This window comes from Herbihabitans rhizosphaerae, assembly GCF_004216555.1.
Lineage (GTDB): Bacteria > Actinomycetota > Actinomycetes > Mycobacteriales > Pseudonocardiaceae > Herbihabitans > Herbihabitans rhizosphaerae.
Genome location: NZ_SGWQ01000006.1, coordinates 176,411 through 190,349, shown reverse-complemented (window position 1 = coordinate 190,349; position 13,939 = coordinate 176,411). Strand labels below are relative to the sequence as shown.

The 13,939-nt window shown below is 70.8% G+C and carries 11 protein-coding genes; 7 read left to right on the top strand and 4 right to left on the bottom strand.

The annotated features are described in order from the left end of the window. The first annotated feature begins 88 nt into the window (after nucleotides 1-88). The 3 genes from EV193_RS19295 to EV193_RS19285 all read left to right on the top strand — a co-directional run bounded on the left by EV193_RS19295 (nucleotide 89) and on the right by EV193_RS19285 (nucleotide 3,903). Nucleotides 89-1,366 (top strand): hypothetical protein, encoded by a 1,278-nt coding sequence (locus tag EV193_RS19295; RefSeq protein WP_242613535.1) that lies wholly within the window; start codon nucleotides 89-91, stop codon nucleotides 1,364-1,366. Between the two features lie 700 nt (nucleotides 1,367-2,066). Then, nucleotides 2,067-2,669, top strand: coding sequence for a hypothetical protein (locus EV193_RS19290; protein WP_130345574.1), 603 nt, complete (start codon nucleotides 2,067-2,069; stop codon nucleotides 2,667-2,669). Nucleotides 2,670-2,751: 82 nt separating this feature from the next. After that, nucleotides 2,752-3,903: a cystathionine gamma-synthase gene (locus EV193_RS19285; RefSeq protein WP_130345573.1), complete on the top strand. Its 1,152-nt coding sequence runs from the start codon at nucleotides 2,752-2,754 to the stop codon at nucleotides 3,901-3,903. A gap of 83 nt (nucleotides 3,904-3,986) precedes the next feature. Here the strand turns inward: EV193_RS19285 and EV193_RS19280 are convergent, their stop codons facing one another. Beyond that, nucleotides 3,987-4,253, bottom strand: a complete 267-nt coding sequence (locus EV193_RS19280) for a hypothetical protein (protein WP_165401415.1) — start codon at nucleotides 4,251-4,253, stop codon at nucleotides 3,987-3,989. A gap of 95 nt (nucleotides 4,254-4,348) precedes the next feature. Between EV193_RS19280 and EV193_RS19275 the strand changes: the two genes are divergently transcribed. Genes EV193_RS19275 through EV193_RS19265 form a run of 3 tightly spaced genes read left to right on the top strand, consistent with a single transcriptional unit; the run spans nucleotide 4,349 to nucleotide 8,465 of the window. Continuing rightward, on the top strand, nucleotides 4,349-5,323 hold the full coding sequence (locus EV193_RS19275) for an MBL fold metallo-hydrolase (RefSeq protein ID WP_130345572.1): 975 nt from the start codon (nucleotides 4,349-4,351) through the stop codon (nucleotides 5,321-5,323). A 23-nt stretch (nucleotides 5,324-5,346) separates the two neighbouring features. Next, nucleotides 5,347-6,915: an FAD-dependent monooxygenase gene (locus tag EV193_RS19270; protein WP_242613503.1), complete on the top strand. Its 1,569-nt coding sequence runs from the start codon at nucleotides 5,347-5,349 to the stop codon at nucleotides 6,913-6,915. Beyond that, nucleotides 6,912-8,465: an FAD-binding oxidoreductase gene (locus tag EV193_RS19265; RefSeq protein WP_130345571.1), complete on the top strand. Its 1,554-nt coding sequence runs from the start codon at nucleotides 6,912-6,914 to the stop codon at nucleotides 8,463-8,465. The genes EV193_RS19270 and EV193_RS19265 overlap by 4 nt, the downstream gene beginning before the upstream one ends. A gap of 91 nt (nucleotides 8,466-8,556) precedes the next feature. Here the strand turns inward: EV193_RS19265 and EV193_RS19260 are convergent, their stop codons facing one another. Beyond that, the gene (locus EV193_RS19260) at nucleotides 8,557-10,002 is read right to left on the bottom strand and encodes an aldehyde dehydrogenase family protein (protein ID WP_130345570.1); all 1,446 of its coding nucleotides are present in this window, start codon (nucleotides 10,000-10,002) and stop codon (nucleotides 8,557-8,559) included. Between the two features lie 269 nt (nucleotides 10,003-10,271). Between EV193_RS19260 and guaA the strand changes: the two genes are divergently transcribed. Continuing rightward, nucleotides 10,272-11,816, top strand: coding sequence for a glutamine-hydrolyzing GMP synthase (guaA, locus tag EV193_RS19255; RefSeq protein WP_130345569.1), 1,545 nt, complete (start codon nucleotides 10,272-10,274; stop codon nucleotides 11,814-11,816). Between the two features lie 3 nt (nucleotides 11,817-11,819). On the opposite strand, the gene EV193_RS19250 is transcribed toward guaA, so the two are convergent. Then, complete coding sequence (locus EV193_RS19250; RefSeq protein WP_165401414.1) at nucleotides 11,820-12,839, bottom strand: DUF3558 family protein; 1,020 nt, start codon at nucleotides 12,837-12,839, stop codon at nucleotides 11,820-11,822. A 51-nt stretch (nucleotides 12,840-12,890) separates the two neighbouring features. After that, nucleotides 12,891-13,919, bottom strand: coding sequence for a DUF3558 family protein (locus EV193_RS19245; RefSeq protein ID WP_165401413.1), 1,029 nt, complete (start codon nucleotides 13,917-13,919; stop codon nucleotides 12,891-12,893). Between the last annotated feature and the right edge of the window lie 20 nt (nucleotides 13,920-13,939).

Genomic DNA, 13,939 nt, shown 5'->3' with positions numbered 1-13,939 from the left:
GTCGGGGATGGCGGCGAGTGGCCGGTCATGGTCCACTACCGTTGCCCCTGACTGGGAGCACCTGTCAGAGTCAAGGAGTTGGAACCCGATGAGTGGTCCGCAGCCGCCGCAGAACCCACAGTGGCAGGGCGGCCAGCAGCCCCCGAACCAGCCGCAGGGTGGCCAACAGGGTCCCCCGAGCGGCCCGAATCCCGCGATCAACGAGCCGGGTCCGACCCAGGTCGTTGGTGGTCCCGGCCAGCAAGGTGGCGGCCCTGAGCGCACCGAGGTCGTGCGTCCCGGTCAGCAGCCCGGTCAGGGCGAGCCGGAGCGCACGCAGGTCGTGCAGCCCGGTCAGCAGCCGCAGGGAGCGCAGCCGGTAGGCGGTCAGCAGGGTGGTGACCAGGGCGACGCCACGCAGATGGTGCCGCCGGGGTCCGTGCCCGAGGCCCCGCCGCCCTACGCCCCGCCGCCGAGCGCGTCGGACAGCCCGCCCGGTGGTTTCCCCCAGCAGGGCCAGCCCCAGCAGGGCCAGCCCCAGCAGGGGTTCGGTCAGCAGCCTCAGCAGCCGCAGCAAGGTTTCGGCCAGCAGCAGCCGCAGCAGGGCTTTGGCCAGCAGCCCCAGGGTTTTGGTCAGCAGCAGCAGCCCCAGCAGGGCTACGGGCAGCAGCCGCAGCAGGGCTACGGCCAGCAGCCGCAGGGCTTCGGTGCCCAGCAGGGCTTCGGCGCCGGCCCGGGCTTCGGCGGCCAGGGCATGAACACGCAGTACATCTCCTGGGGGCTCGCCGGTCTGGCGGCCGTCATGGGACTGGTGACGGCGATCATCGCGCTTACGGACTTTGGCGACATCAGCGACATCTCGAAGTGGGTCGGCGACGCCTCTGACGCGCAGATCGAGTCAGTCAAGAAGCAGGGGATCAGCATCCCGACCCCCGCGCTCCTGTGGATGGGTGTGATCGTCGTCTTGGTCGCCAGCCTCGCCGCGATCGGCGGCGGCGTGTTGGTGTACCTGAAGCACAAGTTGGCCGGCATCGTGATCGCGTCGGCTGGCGGTGCGATGCTGATCTTCTCGATTCTCGGCATGATCGGCGACGCCTCGGAGAGCAACATCGGCGTCTTCGTCTTCGGTTTGATCGCGGGGATCTTCATCAGCGCTATCGGTGCGCTGGCGTTCTTCCCGCAGACCAAGGCCTTCCTCGGGCTCGGCGGGTCGGCGCTCGGTGGCGGGCCTGGTGGCGGTTTCGGTGGTGGCGGCGGCTTCGGCGGCGGTCAGCCGGGTGGCTTCGGTCAGCCGCAGCAGGGCTACGGCCAGCAGCCCCCGCAGCAGGGGTACGGCCAGCAACCGCCGCAGCAGGGGTACGGCCAGCAGCCACCCCAGCAGTGGTGATCGCGATTTCCTGAGCAAACGTGGGGCCCCGGCCGACTGGCCGGGGCCCCACGTTCGTACCAGTGGAGCGTTGTCGGGCAGATGGCGTTGCAAGATCACTCGTCTGGCAGTACATGGACCTTGTGCTGGCCGATAATTGCGTACCGCTACCTTGAGTAGCTCATTTGTTGTCGTTGGTGGGGTTATTTTGAAGTTTGCAAGGTCTTTTCTTATTGGGGTAAGTGGGCTCGCGCTCGGTGTTGCGACCTTGATGACTGGTGCGTCGAACGCTACGGCGGATATCGCTCCCAACCTGGGTGTTAGTGCCGTCGGTAGCCGTCCGGCGACCGCAGTCAGCAGATCGGGCCAATGAACGGAGCTGACTGCTTGCACTACTTGAATGCGGTCGGATTTCCACCCAATACGCCGAGGGCGAATGCCTGCAGTGCCGGGGAAAATGACTATTGGGTCTGCTTTCCAGGGCTTCTGAGTGATGGAGTCGATACCTATAATGCGGGAAACGCCTGCACCCTAGCCAAGGACTAGCAGTTCGCGGCTGATGCAGCGGGACACGTGTAGGCCTTGGCCGAGGCCCACGTGTGTCTCCGCCAGATAACGGTCCAGACCAGTTGGAACGCGCGGGTAGGTAAGCGAGTCGGAAGGGTTTAGAGTGCGCCGAACGCGCATCCCTTTAGTCGACTTCGAGGGGGAGTAGGGCCAGATGTCTTACCCGCAGCAGGGCTACCCGCAGGGCTATCCGCAGGATCCCTACGGTGGTTACGGTCAGCGACAGTCGAGCCCCGCCGGTGTGATCATCGCCGGCGTCCTCGGGCTCGCGCTGCTGACGTTCAACGCGTTTGTGATCATCGACATGATCGGCTTGATGGGCGACGACCGGCTCCGCGGTGACCCGCCGAGCGAGTGGACGTTCGAGCTGATCCTGTACGGCCTGGCGGCGGTGTTGCTGCTCGTCGGCCTGATCCTGATCGCGGTGCGCACGGTCGCGGCCGCGTTCGTGCTCGCGGCCGGTGCCTTCGTGAGCCTCGCGATGATCCTGCTCAGCCCGGTCCTGTTCGCCGACGGCGAGTTCGGCACCTACTTCGAGGTGCTGTTCGACAGCGACATGCAGAAGCGCATCACCGGTGACTACTCGTTGCACTGGATCGGCAGGATGCTGGCGATGTTCGCCGCGCTGCCGGCGCTGGTCGCCGCCGTGCTGCCGCCGACGCTGAACTGGCTCAAGGCCGGCAAGTCCGACCCGTACGCCGGCGGCTACCCCCAGCAGCCCGGCTACGGGCAGCAGCAGCCGCCGCAGCAGTGGTGAGCCGCTAGACAACCGCGACGGCGGGGCGTGACCGAGAGGTGGTCGCGCCCCGCCGTTTCGTGTGCGGTCGTAGGCTCTCGTCATGAGCGACGAGCGGCTGGGGTTCGAGACCCGAGCGATCCACAGTGGACAGAAGCCGGACCCGCGCACCGGCGCGGTGATCGTGCCGATCTACGCGACCTCCACCTACGCCCAGGACGGCGTCGGCGGGCTGCGTGAGGGCGGCTACGAGTACTCCCGCACGGCGAACCCGACTCGCACCGCCCTGGAGGAGTGCCTCGCCTCGCTCGAGGGCACCCGGCACGCGCTCGCCTTCGCTTCCGGCATGGCGGCCACCGACGTCGCGCTGCGCACGCTGTGCCGCCCGGGCGACCACGTGGTGATCCCGAACGACGCCTACGGCGGCACGTTCCGCCTCATCGACAAGGTGCTCGCCCAGTGGGGTGTCGAGCACACCCCGGTCGACCTGTCCAATGTGGACAGCGTGCGCGCGGCGATCCGGCCCACCACCAAGGTGATCTGGTGCGAGACGCCGACCAACCCGCTGCTCGGCATCGCCGACATCCCGGCGCTGGCCGCGCTCGCCCGCGAACACGGCGCGAAGTTCGTCGTGGACAACACGTTCGCCACGCCGTACCTGCAGTCGCCGGCCGACCTCGGCGCGGACATCGTGCTGCACTCGACCACCAAGTACCTCGGCGGGCACTCCGACGTGGTCGGCGGCGCGCTGCTCACCTCGGACAGCGAACTCAACGAGCGATTCGACTTCCTGCGCAATGGCGCCGGCGCGGTGCCCGGCCCGTTCGACGCCTACCTCACCCTGCGCGGCGTGAAGACGCTGGCCGTGCGCATGGAGCGGCACTGCGACAACGCCGAGCGGGTCGTGGAGGCGCTGCGCGGGCACGAGAAGGTGACCCACGTGTACTACCCGGGGCTCGCCGAGCACCCCGGTCACGAGGTGGCCGCCAAGCAGATGCGGCGCTTCGGCGGCATGGTGTCGTTCACCTGCAAGGGTGGCGTCGACGAGGCGCTTCGGGTCGCGGCCGGCACGAAGCTGTTCATCCTGGGCGAGTCGCTCGGCGGCGTGGAGTCGCTGATCGAGCACCCGGGGAAGATGACGCACGCCAGCACGGCCGGCTCGATGCTGCAGGTGCCCGACGACCTGGTGCGGCTGTCGGTCGGCATCGAGGACGGCACCGACCTGGTGGCTGATCTGCTGAACGCGCTGGGTTGATCACTCGGGCAACGACTCTCGCCGGTTTGCCGTCGTTGCGGACCCCTCGGACCGGGGTTTGTGGGTCTTGAAGACCTACGAACTTACGGCGCGTGGTAGCGCTCAGGCCCGCCGTCCGGAAGGCCGGCGGGCCTGGCCGGGTGCTGCGCGTTGGGCGGGGCGGCCGGCAGGTCGGCGGGGTCGACGCAGCCGCCGACCAGCTCGACGTGTCCGTCGTGTTGCACGTAGGTGCCCGAGTCGGAGCACCCGACCTCGTTGACCGTGAACACGGCCACGCCCGCGAGCGCGCCAGCCGCGATCACCGTCCCGGCGACCGGGAGCACCGCGCTGGCACGGGACACCAGTGACATGCCTTCTCCCCGAATGACGAACTCTGCGCCGTCGAGGGTACCCGCAGTGGTACATCACTGTGTCGCAGCCCACGAAGTCGTGCAGACTCGGGCGCATGAGCACCGTGCCGTTCGCCTCCACCGCCGACACCGCGCCGAAGACCGAGACCCTGGAAACCCTCGCCGACGGCGTCTACGCCCTGACCGCCGAGGGTGACCCGAACGTCGGCGCGATCGAGGGTGAGGACTTCCTCGTCTGCTTCGAGGCCCGCGCCACCCCGGTTGCCGCGCGCCGCTGGCTGGACCGGCTGCGCGAGCACACCGACAAGCCGATCAGGCACCTGGTGCTCAGCCACTACCACGCCGTTCGGGTGCTCGGCGCGAGCGCGTTCGACGCGCGCGAGATCGTCACCCACGAGCAGACCCGGCGGCTGATCGACGAGCGCGGCAAGGCCGACTGGGACTCCGAGTACGGCCGGATGCCGAGGCTGTTCGAGGAGCCGGACAGCATCCCCGGGCTGACCCACCCCACGGTCACCTTCACCGATCGCCTGACCATTCCGCTCGGCGGCGACCGGGGCGAACTCGAGTTGGTCCACTGTGGACGCGGGCACACCGCGGGCGACATCGTGGCGTGGCTGCCGAAGCACAAGATCCTGTTCGCCGGTGACCTGGTCGAGGCGCGGGCCGCCCTGTACACCGGCGACGCGTTCCACGACGAGTGGGCGAGCACCACACTGGACACCGTGGCGGAATTCCGCGCGGAGACGCTGATCGGCGGGCGCGGCGCGGTGGTGCGCGGGCGGGACGCGGTGGACGCGGCGATCGAGCAGAGCCGGCACTTCCTGAACGAGCTGCGCCGCACGGTGCGCTGGGTGCACGGCGACGGCGGCACCATCGCCGACGCGTTCGCCGCCGCGCACCAGGCACTCGCGCCCGAGTACGCGGGCTGGCCGATCTTCGAGCACTGTCTGCCGTTCGACGTGCAGCGCTACTGGGACGAGCTGGACGGTGTCGCCTGGCCGAAGGTCTGGACGGCGGAGCGCGATCGCGAGGTGTGGGACCAGCTTCGCGGCTCTACTGAAAGGTGAGTCGATCACGGTAGCGTGCGCGCGTGTCAACGTTGAGCAACCGTGATCCGGTGATCATCGTGGGCGGCGGACCCGTCGGTATGACCGCGGCGCTGCTGCTGGCCAGGGCCTCCGTGCCGACCGTGGTGCTGGAGGCGGAGCCGAACCGGACGCCGATTGGCAGCAAGTCGATCTGCGTGCAACGCGATGTGTTGGACATCCTGCAGCGCGCGGGTGTGGGCGACGCGGTGGCCGACGCCGGGGTGACCTGGTACCGCGGCCGCACGTTCTACCGCGAGCACGAGGTCCTCGACCTCACGTTCCCCGAGGTGCCGGGCAGCGCGTGGCCGCCGTTCGTGAACACGCCGCAGTCGGTCGTGGAGATGCTGCTCGAACAGCGCATCGCCGGTGAGCCGCTGGTCGACCTGCGCTACGACCACCGGGTGACCGGCGTCGAGCAGGACGACGACGGTGTCACCGCGATCGTCGACGGCCGAAAACCCTTGCGTGGCACGCATTGCGTGGTCGCCGACGGTTCGCGATCCACTGTGCGGCGCGCGCTCGGGCTGTCGTTCGAGGGCCACTCCTTCCCGGACAAGTTCCTCATCGCCGACGTTCGGGTGGACCTCGGGCTGGAGCGCCCGGAGCGCCGGTTCTACTTCGACCCGCCGTGGAACCCCGGCCGCCAGGTGCTGGTGCACCCGCAGCCGGACGGCGTGGTGCGCATCGACTGGCAGGTGCCCGAGGAGTTCGACCTGGACGCCGAGCACGCGAGCGGGGTGTTGGACGCGCGCATCCGCAAGGTGGCCGGCGACGCCGAGTACGAGATCGTGTGGATGTCCTCGTACACGTTCCACCAGCGCTGCGTGCCGACCATGCGGGTGGGGCGGGTGCTGCTCGCCGGCGACGCCGCGCACCTGATGAGCCCGTTCGGCGCGCGCGGGCTGAACTCGGGGATCGCCGACGCGGAGAACGCGGCGTGGAAGATCGCGCTGGACCGGGACGGCCTCGCCGGGCCAGGGCTGCTGGAGTCCTACGACATCGAGCGCCGGGCCGCCGCGGCGGAGAACCTGCGGATCACCGGCACCACGATGCGCTTCCTGGTGCCGAGTACCGAGGAGGACCGCGGGCGCCGGCTGGAGGTGCTCGAGCGGAGCGTGCACGACGAGTCCGCGCGCCCGCTGATCGACTCGGGGAAGCTGTCCGAGCCGTTCTGGTACGTCGACTCGCCGCTCACCACCCGACCGTCCACTGTGGACTACTCGGCGTTCCCGAGGGAGCCGGGCGTGCCGCGGCCGGCGGTGCCCGGCGTGCTGTGCCCGGACGTGCGGCTGGACTGGGGAATGCGGCTGCGCGAGTACGTCGGCCCGAAGTTCGTGCTGCTGACTCACCAGTGTCCACTGGACTCCGCGCCGTCCGAGCTGCTGGCGCAGCCGGTGCCGCTGGAGCACGCCGACTGGGACGGACCGTTGCGGACCGTGCTCGATCTGCAACCGGAAACGGCTGCGCTGGTGCGGCCGGACGGGTACCTTACGGCCGTGCTGGCTGGCGACGATCTTCGCGACGAGCTGGACACGGCGCTGCGCCGCGCGACGGGGTGGTGTGACCGGTGAGCACCACGAGGCGTGACCTGCTCCGGGCGGCCGGCCTGTCCACCGCCGCGCTGGCGCTCGGCGCGTGCAGCGACAAGACCCCGCCGGGCCAGGGAACCCCGTTCCCGACCCTGCCGCCGCGCCCCACGACGACCGTGCCGCCGGGCACCACGGCGTCCACCCCGCCCAGCGGCGGACCGCCGGACTGGCAGGCGCTGCGCGACCGGCTCGGTGGCGCGCTCGTGCTGCCGGACGATCGCTCGTACGCGGTGGCCAAGCAGTCGTTCAACCCGGTGTTCGACTCGCGAGCGCCCGCCGCCGTCGCCCGATGCTCCAGTGCCGAGCACGTGCGGGCGTGCGTGGAGACCGCGCGGAACGCGAGGATCCCGATCGCGGCACGCGGCGGCGGGCACAGCTATGCCGGGTACTCGGTGCCCGACCGGGGGCTCGTCGTGGACCTCGGCGGGATGTCGGACGTGAAGGTGAACGCGGACGGCACCGCGACGATCGGTGCCGGCGCGCGGCTGATGGGTGTGTACACGGCGCTGGCCGAGGCGGGGCGCTGCCTGCCGGCCGGCTCCTGCCCGACGGTCGGCATCGCCGGGCTGACGCTCGGCGGCGGCATCGGCGTGCTGTCCCGCAAGTATGGGCTGACCTGCGACAAGCTCGTGTCGGCGCAGGTGGTGACGGCCGACGGGCGGCTGCGCACGGCGTCCGCGGAATCCGAGCGCGACCTGTTCTGGGCGCTGCGCGGCGGGGGCGGCGGCAACCTCGGCATCGTCACGTCGTTCACCTTCGCCACCGAGCCGGCGCCCGGCATCGCGGTGTTCGGATTGCGGTTCCCGGCCGGCTCCGCGGTGGAGGTGGCCGGCGCGTGGCAGGAGTGGATGGGGGGTGCGCCGGACGAGCTGTGGTCGAGCCTGGTGATCTCCGGCGGCAACCCGCCGTCCGCGCGGATCAGCGGCTCGTTCGTCGGCCCGTCCGCCGCGCTGAACGATCATCTGGCGCGGCTGATCGGCCGGATCGGACGGTCACCGTCGTCGAAACTGGTGCAGGACAAGGGATTCCTGGACGCGATGCGCTACTACGGCGGGTGCTCCACCCGGCCGGCGGCGCAGTGCCGGCCGCAGTCCGAGGGTGGCGCGCTCGGGCGGGACGCGTTCGTCGCGTCGTCCCGGATCCTCACCCGGCCGGCCGACGCCGGCCGGCTCGTCGAGCTGATGAACGGGCGCACCGGCATGGACCTGCTGGTCGATTCGCTGGGCGGCGCGGTGTCCCGGGTCGACTCGCGGGCCACGGCGTTCCCGCACCGGTCGGCGTTCGCCTCGGCGCAGATCTACCAGGGCACGGGCGGCGCCGGTGCGCAGCGCGCGACCCAGGCCGTCTCCGAGGTGCGTGACGGGCTCGGCCAACTCGTGGGCCAGGCGGCGTACGTGAACTACATCGACCCGTCCCTGCCGGACTGGGCCGCCGCGTACTACGGCGACAACCTGGGCGTGATCCGCGATCTTGCCCGCAAGTACGACCCGTCCGGCCTGTTCACCTTCGCCCAAGGCTTCGCGCGCGCCTGATCGCCGTCGCCACGTTTGTCGGTCTTCAAGACCCACAGACCCCGGTTCGAGATGTCCGCAACGACGGCAAACCCGCCTCGGCACCGCGCGCCTAGAGATCCACGCCGGTGAGGACCATGACGCGTTCCTCGGTGAGGTCGGCCATGGCGGAGCGCACGCCCTCGCGGCCGACGCCCGAGCCTTTCACGCCGCCGTAGGGCATCTGGTCGGCGCGGTAGGCCGGCACGTCGCCGACGATCAGGCCGCCGACGTCGAGTTCGGCGCGGGCGCGGAACGCCTTGCGCACGTCCGTGGTGAACAGGCCCGCCTGCAACCCGTACGCCGAATCGTCCACTGTGGACAGTGCGTCGTCGAATCCGTCCACCACGGTCACCGCGAGCACCGGCCCGAAGATCTCCTCGGCCCACGCCTTCGCGCCGCGCGGCACGTCGGACAGCACGGCCGGCTCGACGGTCGCGCCGTCCCGCTTGCCGCCGGTGAGCACGGTCGCGCCGCCGTCCACCGCCTCGGCCACCCACTGCTCGACCCGCTCGGCGGCACCCTCGTCCACCAGTGGTCCGACCTCGACGTCGGGATCGTGCGGGTTGCCGGTGCGCAGCCGCCGCACCGCCTCGACCAGCTTGGGCACGAACTCCCCGGCGACCGCGGCGTCCACGATCACCCGCTGCACGGCGATGCACGACTGGCCGGCCTGGTAGTTGCCGAACGTGGCGATCCGGCTCGCCGCGAAGTCGAGGTCCGGCCAGTCGTCGCAGACCACGGCCGCCGCGTTGCCGCCCAGTTCGAGCACCACCTGCTTGCGTGGCGCGGCGTCCATCAGCGACCAGCCGACCGGCCCGGAACCGGTGAACGACACGACCGGCAGCCGCTCGTCGCGAACCAGTCCGATGGTGGCCTCGTTGTCCACCGGGAGCACGGAGAAAGCGCCCTCGGGCAGATCGGTCTCATTGAGCAACTCACCGAGCAGGAGCGCCGACAGCGGGGTGCGCGGAGCCGGCTTGACCACGATCGGCGCGCCCACCGCGATCGCGGGGGCGACCTTGTGCGCGACCAGGTTCAGCGGGAAGTTGAACGGCGAGATACCGAGCACCGGCCCGCGCGGCACTCGGCGCACGAGCGCGAGCCGGCCCTCCGCGGCCGGGTCGGTGTCCAGCCGCTGGAGGTCTCCGGTGAACCGGCGCGCCTCCTCGGCGGCGAACCGGAACGTGGACACCGCGCGGGTGACCTCGACCTTGGCCCACTTGAGCGGCTTGCCGTTCTCCGCGGTGATCTGCTCAGCGACCTCCTCGGCCCGCGCGGCCAGCACGCGGGACACGTGGTCCAGCGCGGCGGCGCGCTGGTGCGCCGGTGTTCCGCGGAACTCCTTGGCCACTCCGGCCGCCGCCGCGACGGCCCGCTCGACCTGTTCGGCGCCCGGCACCGCGACGGTGGCGACCTCGCTGCCGTCGAACGGGTGCCGCACGGTCAGCTCGGCGACACCGTGCTCGGCGCGACCGGCGATCCAGCACGGACGGGGTTGTGGCGTGATCGGCTCCATGCCTCCACGGTATGCGTCGCGCGGTGGGTTAGCATTGGCGCGGCTGACCGATGTTGGTGGCTAGGGTTCCGCCGCGCCAAAGCAAGTCCGGGCGCGGGTCTGGTTCGAGCGCCACGGAAAACCGACGCCCGCGCGTCGGCAGGCATCTCCGGGACAGAAGCCCAGGGAGGGACCGGTCGGCACACTGTGAAAGCCGTGTGCCGAGATGGTTCCGTCCACTATGGACACTCAGGGCCAGTTCGGCACCCCGTGAGGAAGAGGTCGAGCCGGTGAGCAAACCCGTTCTGGTGGTTGACTTCGGCGCCCAGTACGCGCAGCTGATCGCGCGGCGGGTGCGCGAGGCGCAGGTGTACTCCGAGGTCGTGCCGCACACCGCGAGCGTGGCGGAACTGTTGGCCAAGGACCCGGCGGCGATCGTGCTGTCCGGCGGGCCGTCCAGCGTCTACGAGCAGGACGCGCCGAGCGTCGACCCGGCGCTGTTCGACGCCGGGGTGCCGGTGTTCGGCATCTGCTACGGCTTCCAGGCGATGGCGCGCGCGCTCGGCGGCACCGTCGAGCACACCGGTAACCGCGAGTACGGGCGCACCGATCTGGAGGTCGCCGAGCCGGGCGTGCTGCACGCCGATCTGCCCGGCCGGCACCCGGTGTGGATGAGCCACGGCGACGAGGTGAACAAGGCGCCCGAGGGCTTCACGGTCACCGCGGCCAGCCCGCGTGCCACGGTCGCCGCGTTCGAGAACGTCGAGCGGCGACTGGCCGGTGTGCAGTACCACCCGGAGGTGGCGCATTCGCCGCACGGCCAGGAGGTGCTGCGCCGGTTCCTGCACGACATCGCCGGTGTCCGTCCACAGTGGACGGTTGCGTCCATTGTGGACGATCAGGTGGCCGCGATCCGCGAGCAGGTCGGTGACGGGCGGGCGATCTGCGGCCTGTCCGGCGGGGTGGACTCGGCGGTGGCGGCGGCACTCGTGCAGCGCGCCATCGGCGACCGGCTGACCTGTGTGTTCGTCGACCACGGGCTGCTGCGCTCCGGTGAGCGCACCCAGGTCGAGCGGGACTTCGTCGCGGCCACCGGGGTCAACCTGGTGACCGTGGACGCGCGCGAGCGGTTCCTCGCGGCACTGGCCGGCGTGTCCGACCCGGAGCAGAAGCGCAAGATCATCGGACGCGAGTTCATCCGGGTGTTCGAGCAGGCCGAGCGCGATCTCAAGGCCGAGGGCGACTACCGCTTCCTCGTGCAGGGCACGCTCTACCCGGACGTGGTCGAGTCCGGCGGCGGCACGGGTGCGGCCAACATCAAGAGTCACCACAACGTCGGCGGACTGCCCGACGACCTGGCCTTCGAGCTGGTCGAGCCGCTGCGGTCGCTGTTCAAGGACGAGGTGCGCCGGGTCGGCGTCGAACTCGGGCTGCCCGAGACGATCGTGCACCGGCAGCCGTTCCCCGGGCCGGGGCTGGGCATCCGGATCATCGGCGAGGTCACCGCCGAGCGGCTGGACCTGCTGCGCGCCGCCGACGCGATCGCCCGTGAGGAGTTGACCGCCGCCGGCCTGGACCGCGACATCTGGCAGTGCCCGGTCGTGCTGCTCGCCGACGTGCGATCCGTTGGCGTGCAAGGGGATGGGCGCACCTACGGGCACCCGGTCGTGCTGCGCCCGGTGTCCAGCGAGGACGCCATGACCGCGGACTGGACCCGGCTGCCCTACGACGTGCTGGAGCGGATCTCCACCCGGATCACCAACGAGGTGGACGACGTGAACCGGGTCGTGCTGGACGTGACCAGCAAGCCGCCGGGCACCATCGAGTGGGAGTGATCGTCAGCGCAGCGGCTGGATCGGCCGCACGAGGGAGACCGCGAGCACGGTCTGGGCCAGTTGACAGGAGTTGCGCGCCGGCGCCTCGCCGTCGGCGGTGAAGCCCGCGCCCATGGCCTGGCCGCTGGGCAACGCGGCGGTGACGAAGCACCGGGTCGCCGACTGCTCGTAGCGCGCGGGCAGCGAGCCGAACCTGCCCTCGCGCACCTCCCCGCTCGGAACCTGTCGCGGCACATCGGCAAGCCCGCCGGTCTTCGTGCTGACCAGACCGATGACCGTGCCCCGGCTGTCGTGGTAGGTGCACGTCCCGCCGGAGTCGGTGCGCTGCTCGCCGCCGGTCTTCGCGTAGACGGTCGCGAAGGCCGCGTCGGTGGAGCGAACCACCTTGCACGGCGCCGTCTCGGTCAGTGCCGCCGGCGCCTGGACCGTTTCCCGCCACGGCGTGCCGCCCGCCGCCGGGACGAACTTGCGCGCCAGTACCTGGATCACCTTGCCGGCCGTCTCGCAGTGCTGACGCCGGTCGCCGCGGTTGTTGTCGGGCTCGTACACGTCCACCGCGATGCTGGTGAACGCGCGGACGTCCAGTTGGACCGTGCACATCTGGTTGGGCGGCGGCGCGAACGAGTAGATCCGCCCGTGCAGCCCGGCGAACTCGTAGTGCTCGAGCAGGTAGGTCCGCTGCGTGATCATGTTGTACGGGCCGTCGACGCGGATCTGGGCGACCTTGTTGGCCGCCAGGTTGCACCCGTACGCGGTGACGCCGAACCCGATCGCGCCGACGACGGCCATGTCCGGCATCGTCGGCTGCAGCCACTCGCAGATGCGGGGGCCGCCCGCGGGCAGTGCCAGCGGCTGGTCGCGCGGCTGACCGGTGAAGCCGCTGCCGTCCTTGGACGGCCGGTAGGTCGGTATCGGGCCGCTACTCGTCCCGTCGTCGGTGCCGGTGCCGATGACGGCCTGCGTGCACGCGGTGGTCAGCAGGACGATGAGCACACTGATCGCGGCGAGGGCAGTGCGAGCCATGCGCGGGAGCATCGCACGATCGTGTGCGCGGCGCGGGACAAATGGGACGAATCAGCTGCCCTGCATCAGTTTGATGACCGAGACGGCGAGCACGACCTGTGCGCGCAGGCAGGTGTTGCCGGCCGCACCCTCGGCGTCCTTGTAGCTCACGCCGAGGGCCTGGCCGGCGCCGACGGTCGCCAGGACAAAGCACGTGTCCGCGGCCTGCTCGAACCGCGCCGGCATCGAGCCGAACCTGCCCTCTCGGACCTGTCCGCCCGGAACCTGGCGGGGCACGGTGGACGGATCGCCCGAGACGACCACGCCGGTGACCGTCCCGTTGTCGTCCTCGTAGGTGCAGGTGCCGCCGAAGCCGGTGGCCTGCTCGGCACCCTCCTTGTCGGAGACGCCGGCGTAGTAGGCGGCGCTGTGGGTGACCGCCTTGCACGGCGTCACGCCTTGCAGAGCCGGCGGCTGCTGCCGCGCACCGGGGAACGGCGTGCCGCCGAGCGCCGGCACGAACTTCTTCGCCAGGACCGTGACCGCCTTCTTCGCGGTCTCACAGTGCTCGCGCTGGTTGCCGCCCTGCCGGTCACGGTCGTAGGTGTCGACCGCGAAGCCGGCCAGCGCCCGCACGTCGAGGTTCACCGAGCAGATCGTGTTCGGCGGCCCCACGAACGCGTAGACCCGGCCGCGCAGCCCGCCGGTCTCGAACGACTCCAGCAGAAAGGTCCGCTGGGACAATTCGTTGTACGGGCTGGTCGCGTGGATCTGGACGATCTTGTTGTTCGGCAGCACGTACTGGCAGCCGCTGGACGAGTTCTGCACGCCGGTCGCGCCGAGAGCCGCCGCCATCTCGGGCAGTGCCGTGGGCGTCCAGGCACAGAGGTCGGCGCCCGCGGCAGGGATCGGCAGCGGCTGATCCATCGGCTGGCCGGTGAACCCGCCTCCGTTCGGTGGCGGTGTGTAGGCCGGAATCTGGGCCGTGCCCTTGTCGTCGCCCTCGCCGGGGCCGCGCCCGGTTCCGATGACGGTGGTGGCGCACGCGGTTGTCAGCAGGACGGTCGCCGCGAACACGGCGGTAAGCAGGGAACGGGACACGGCGGTCAGCATCGCACGCG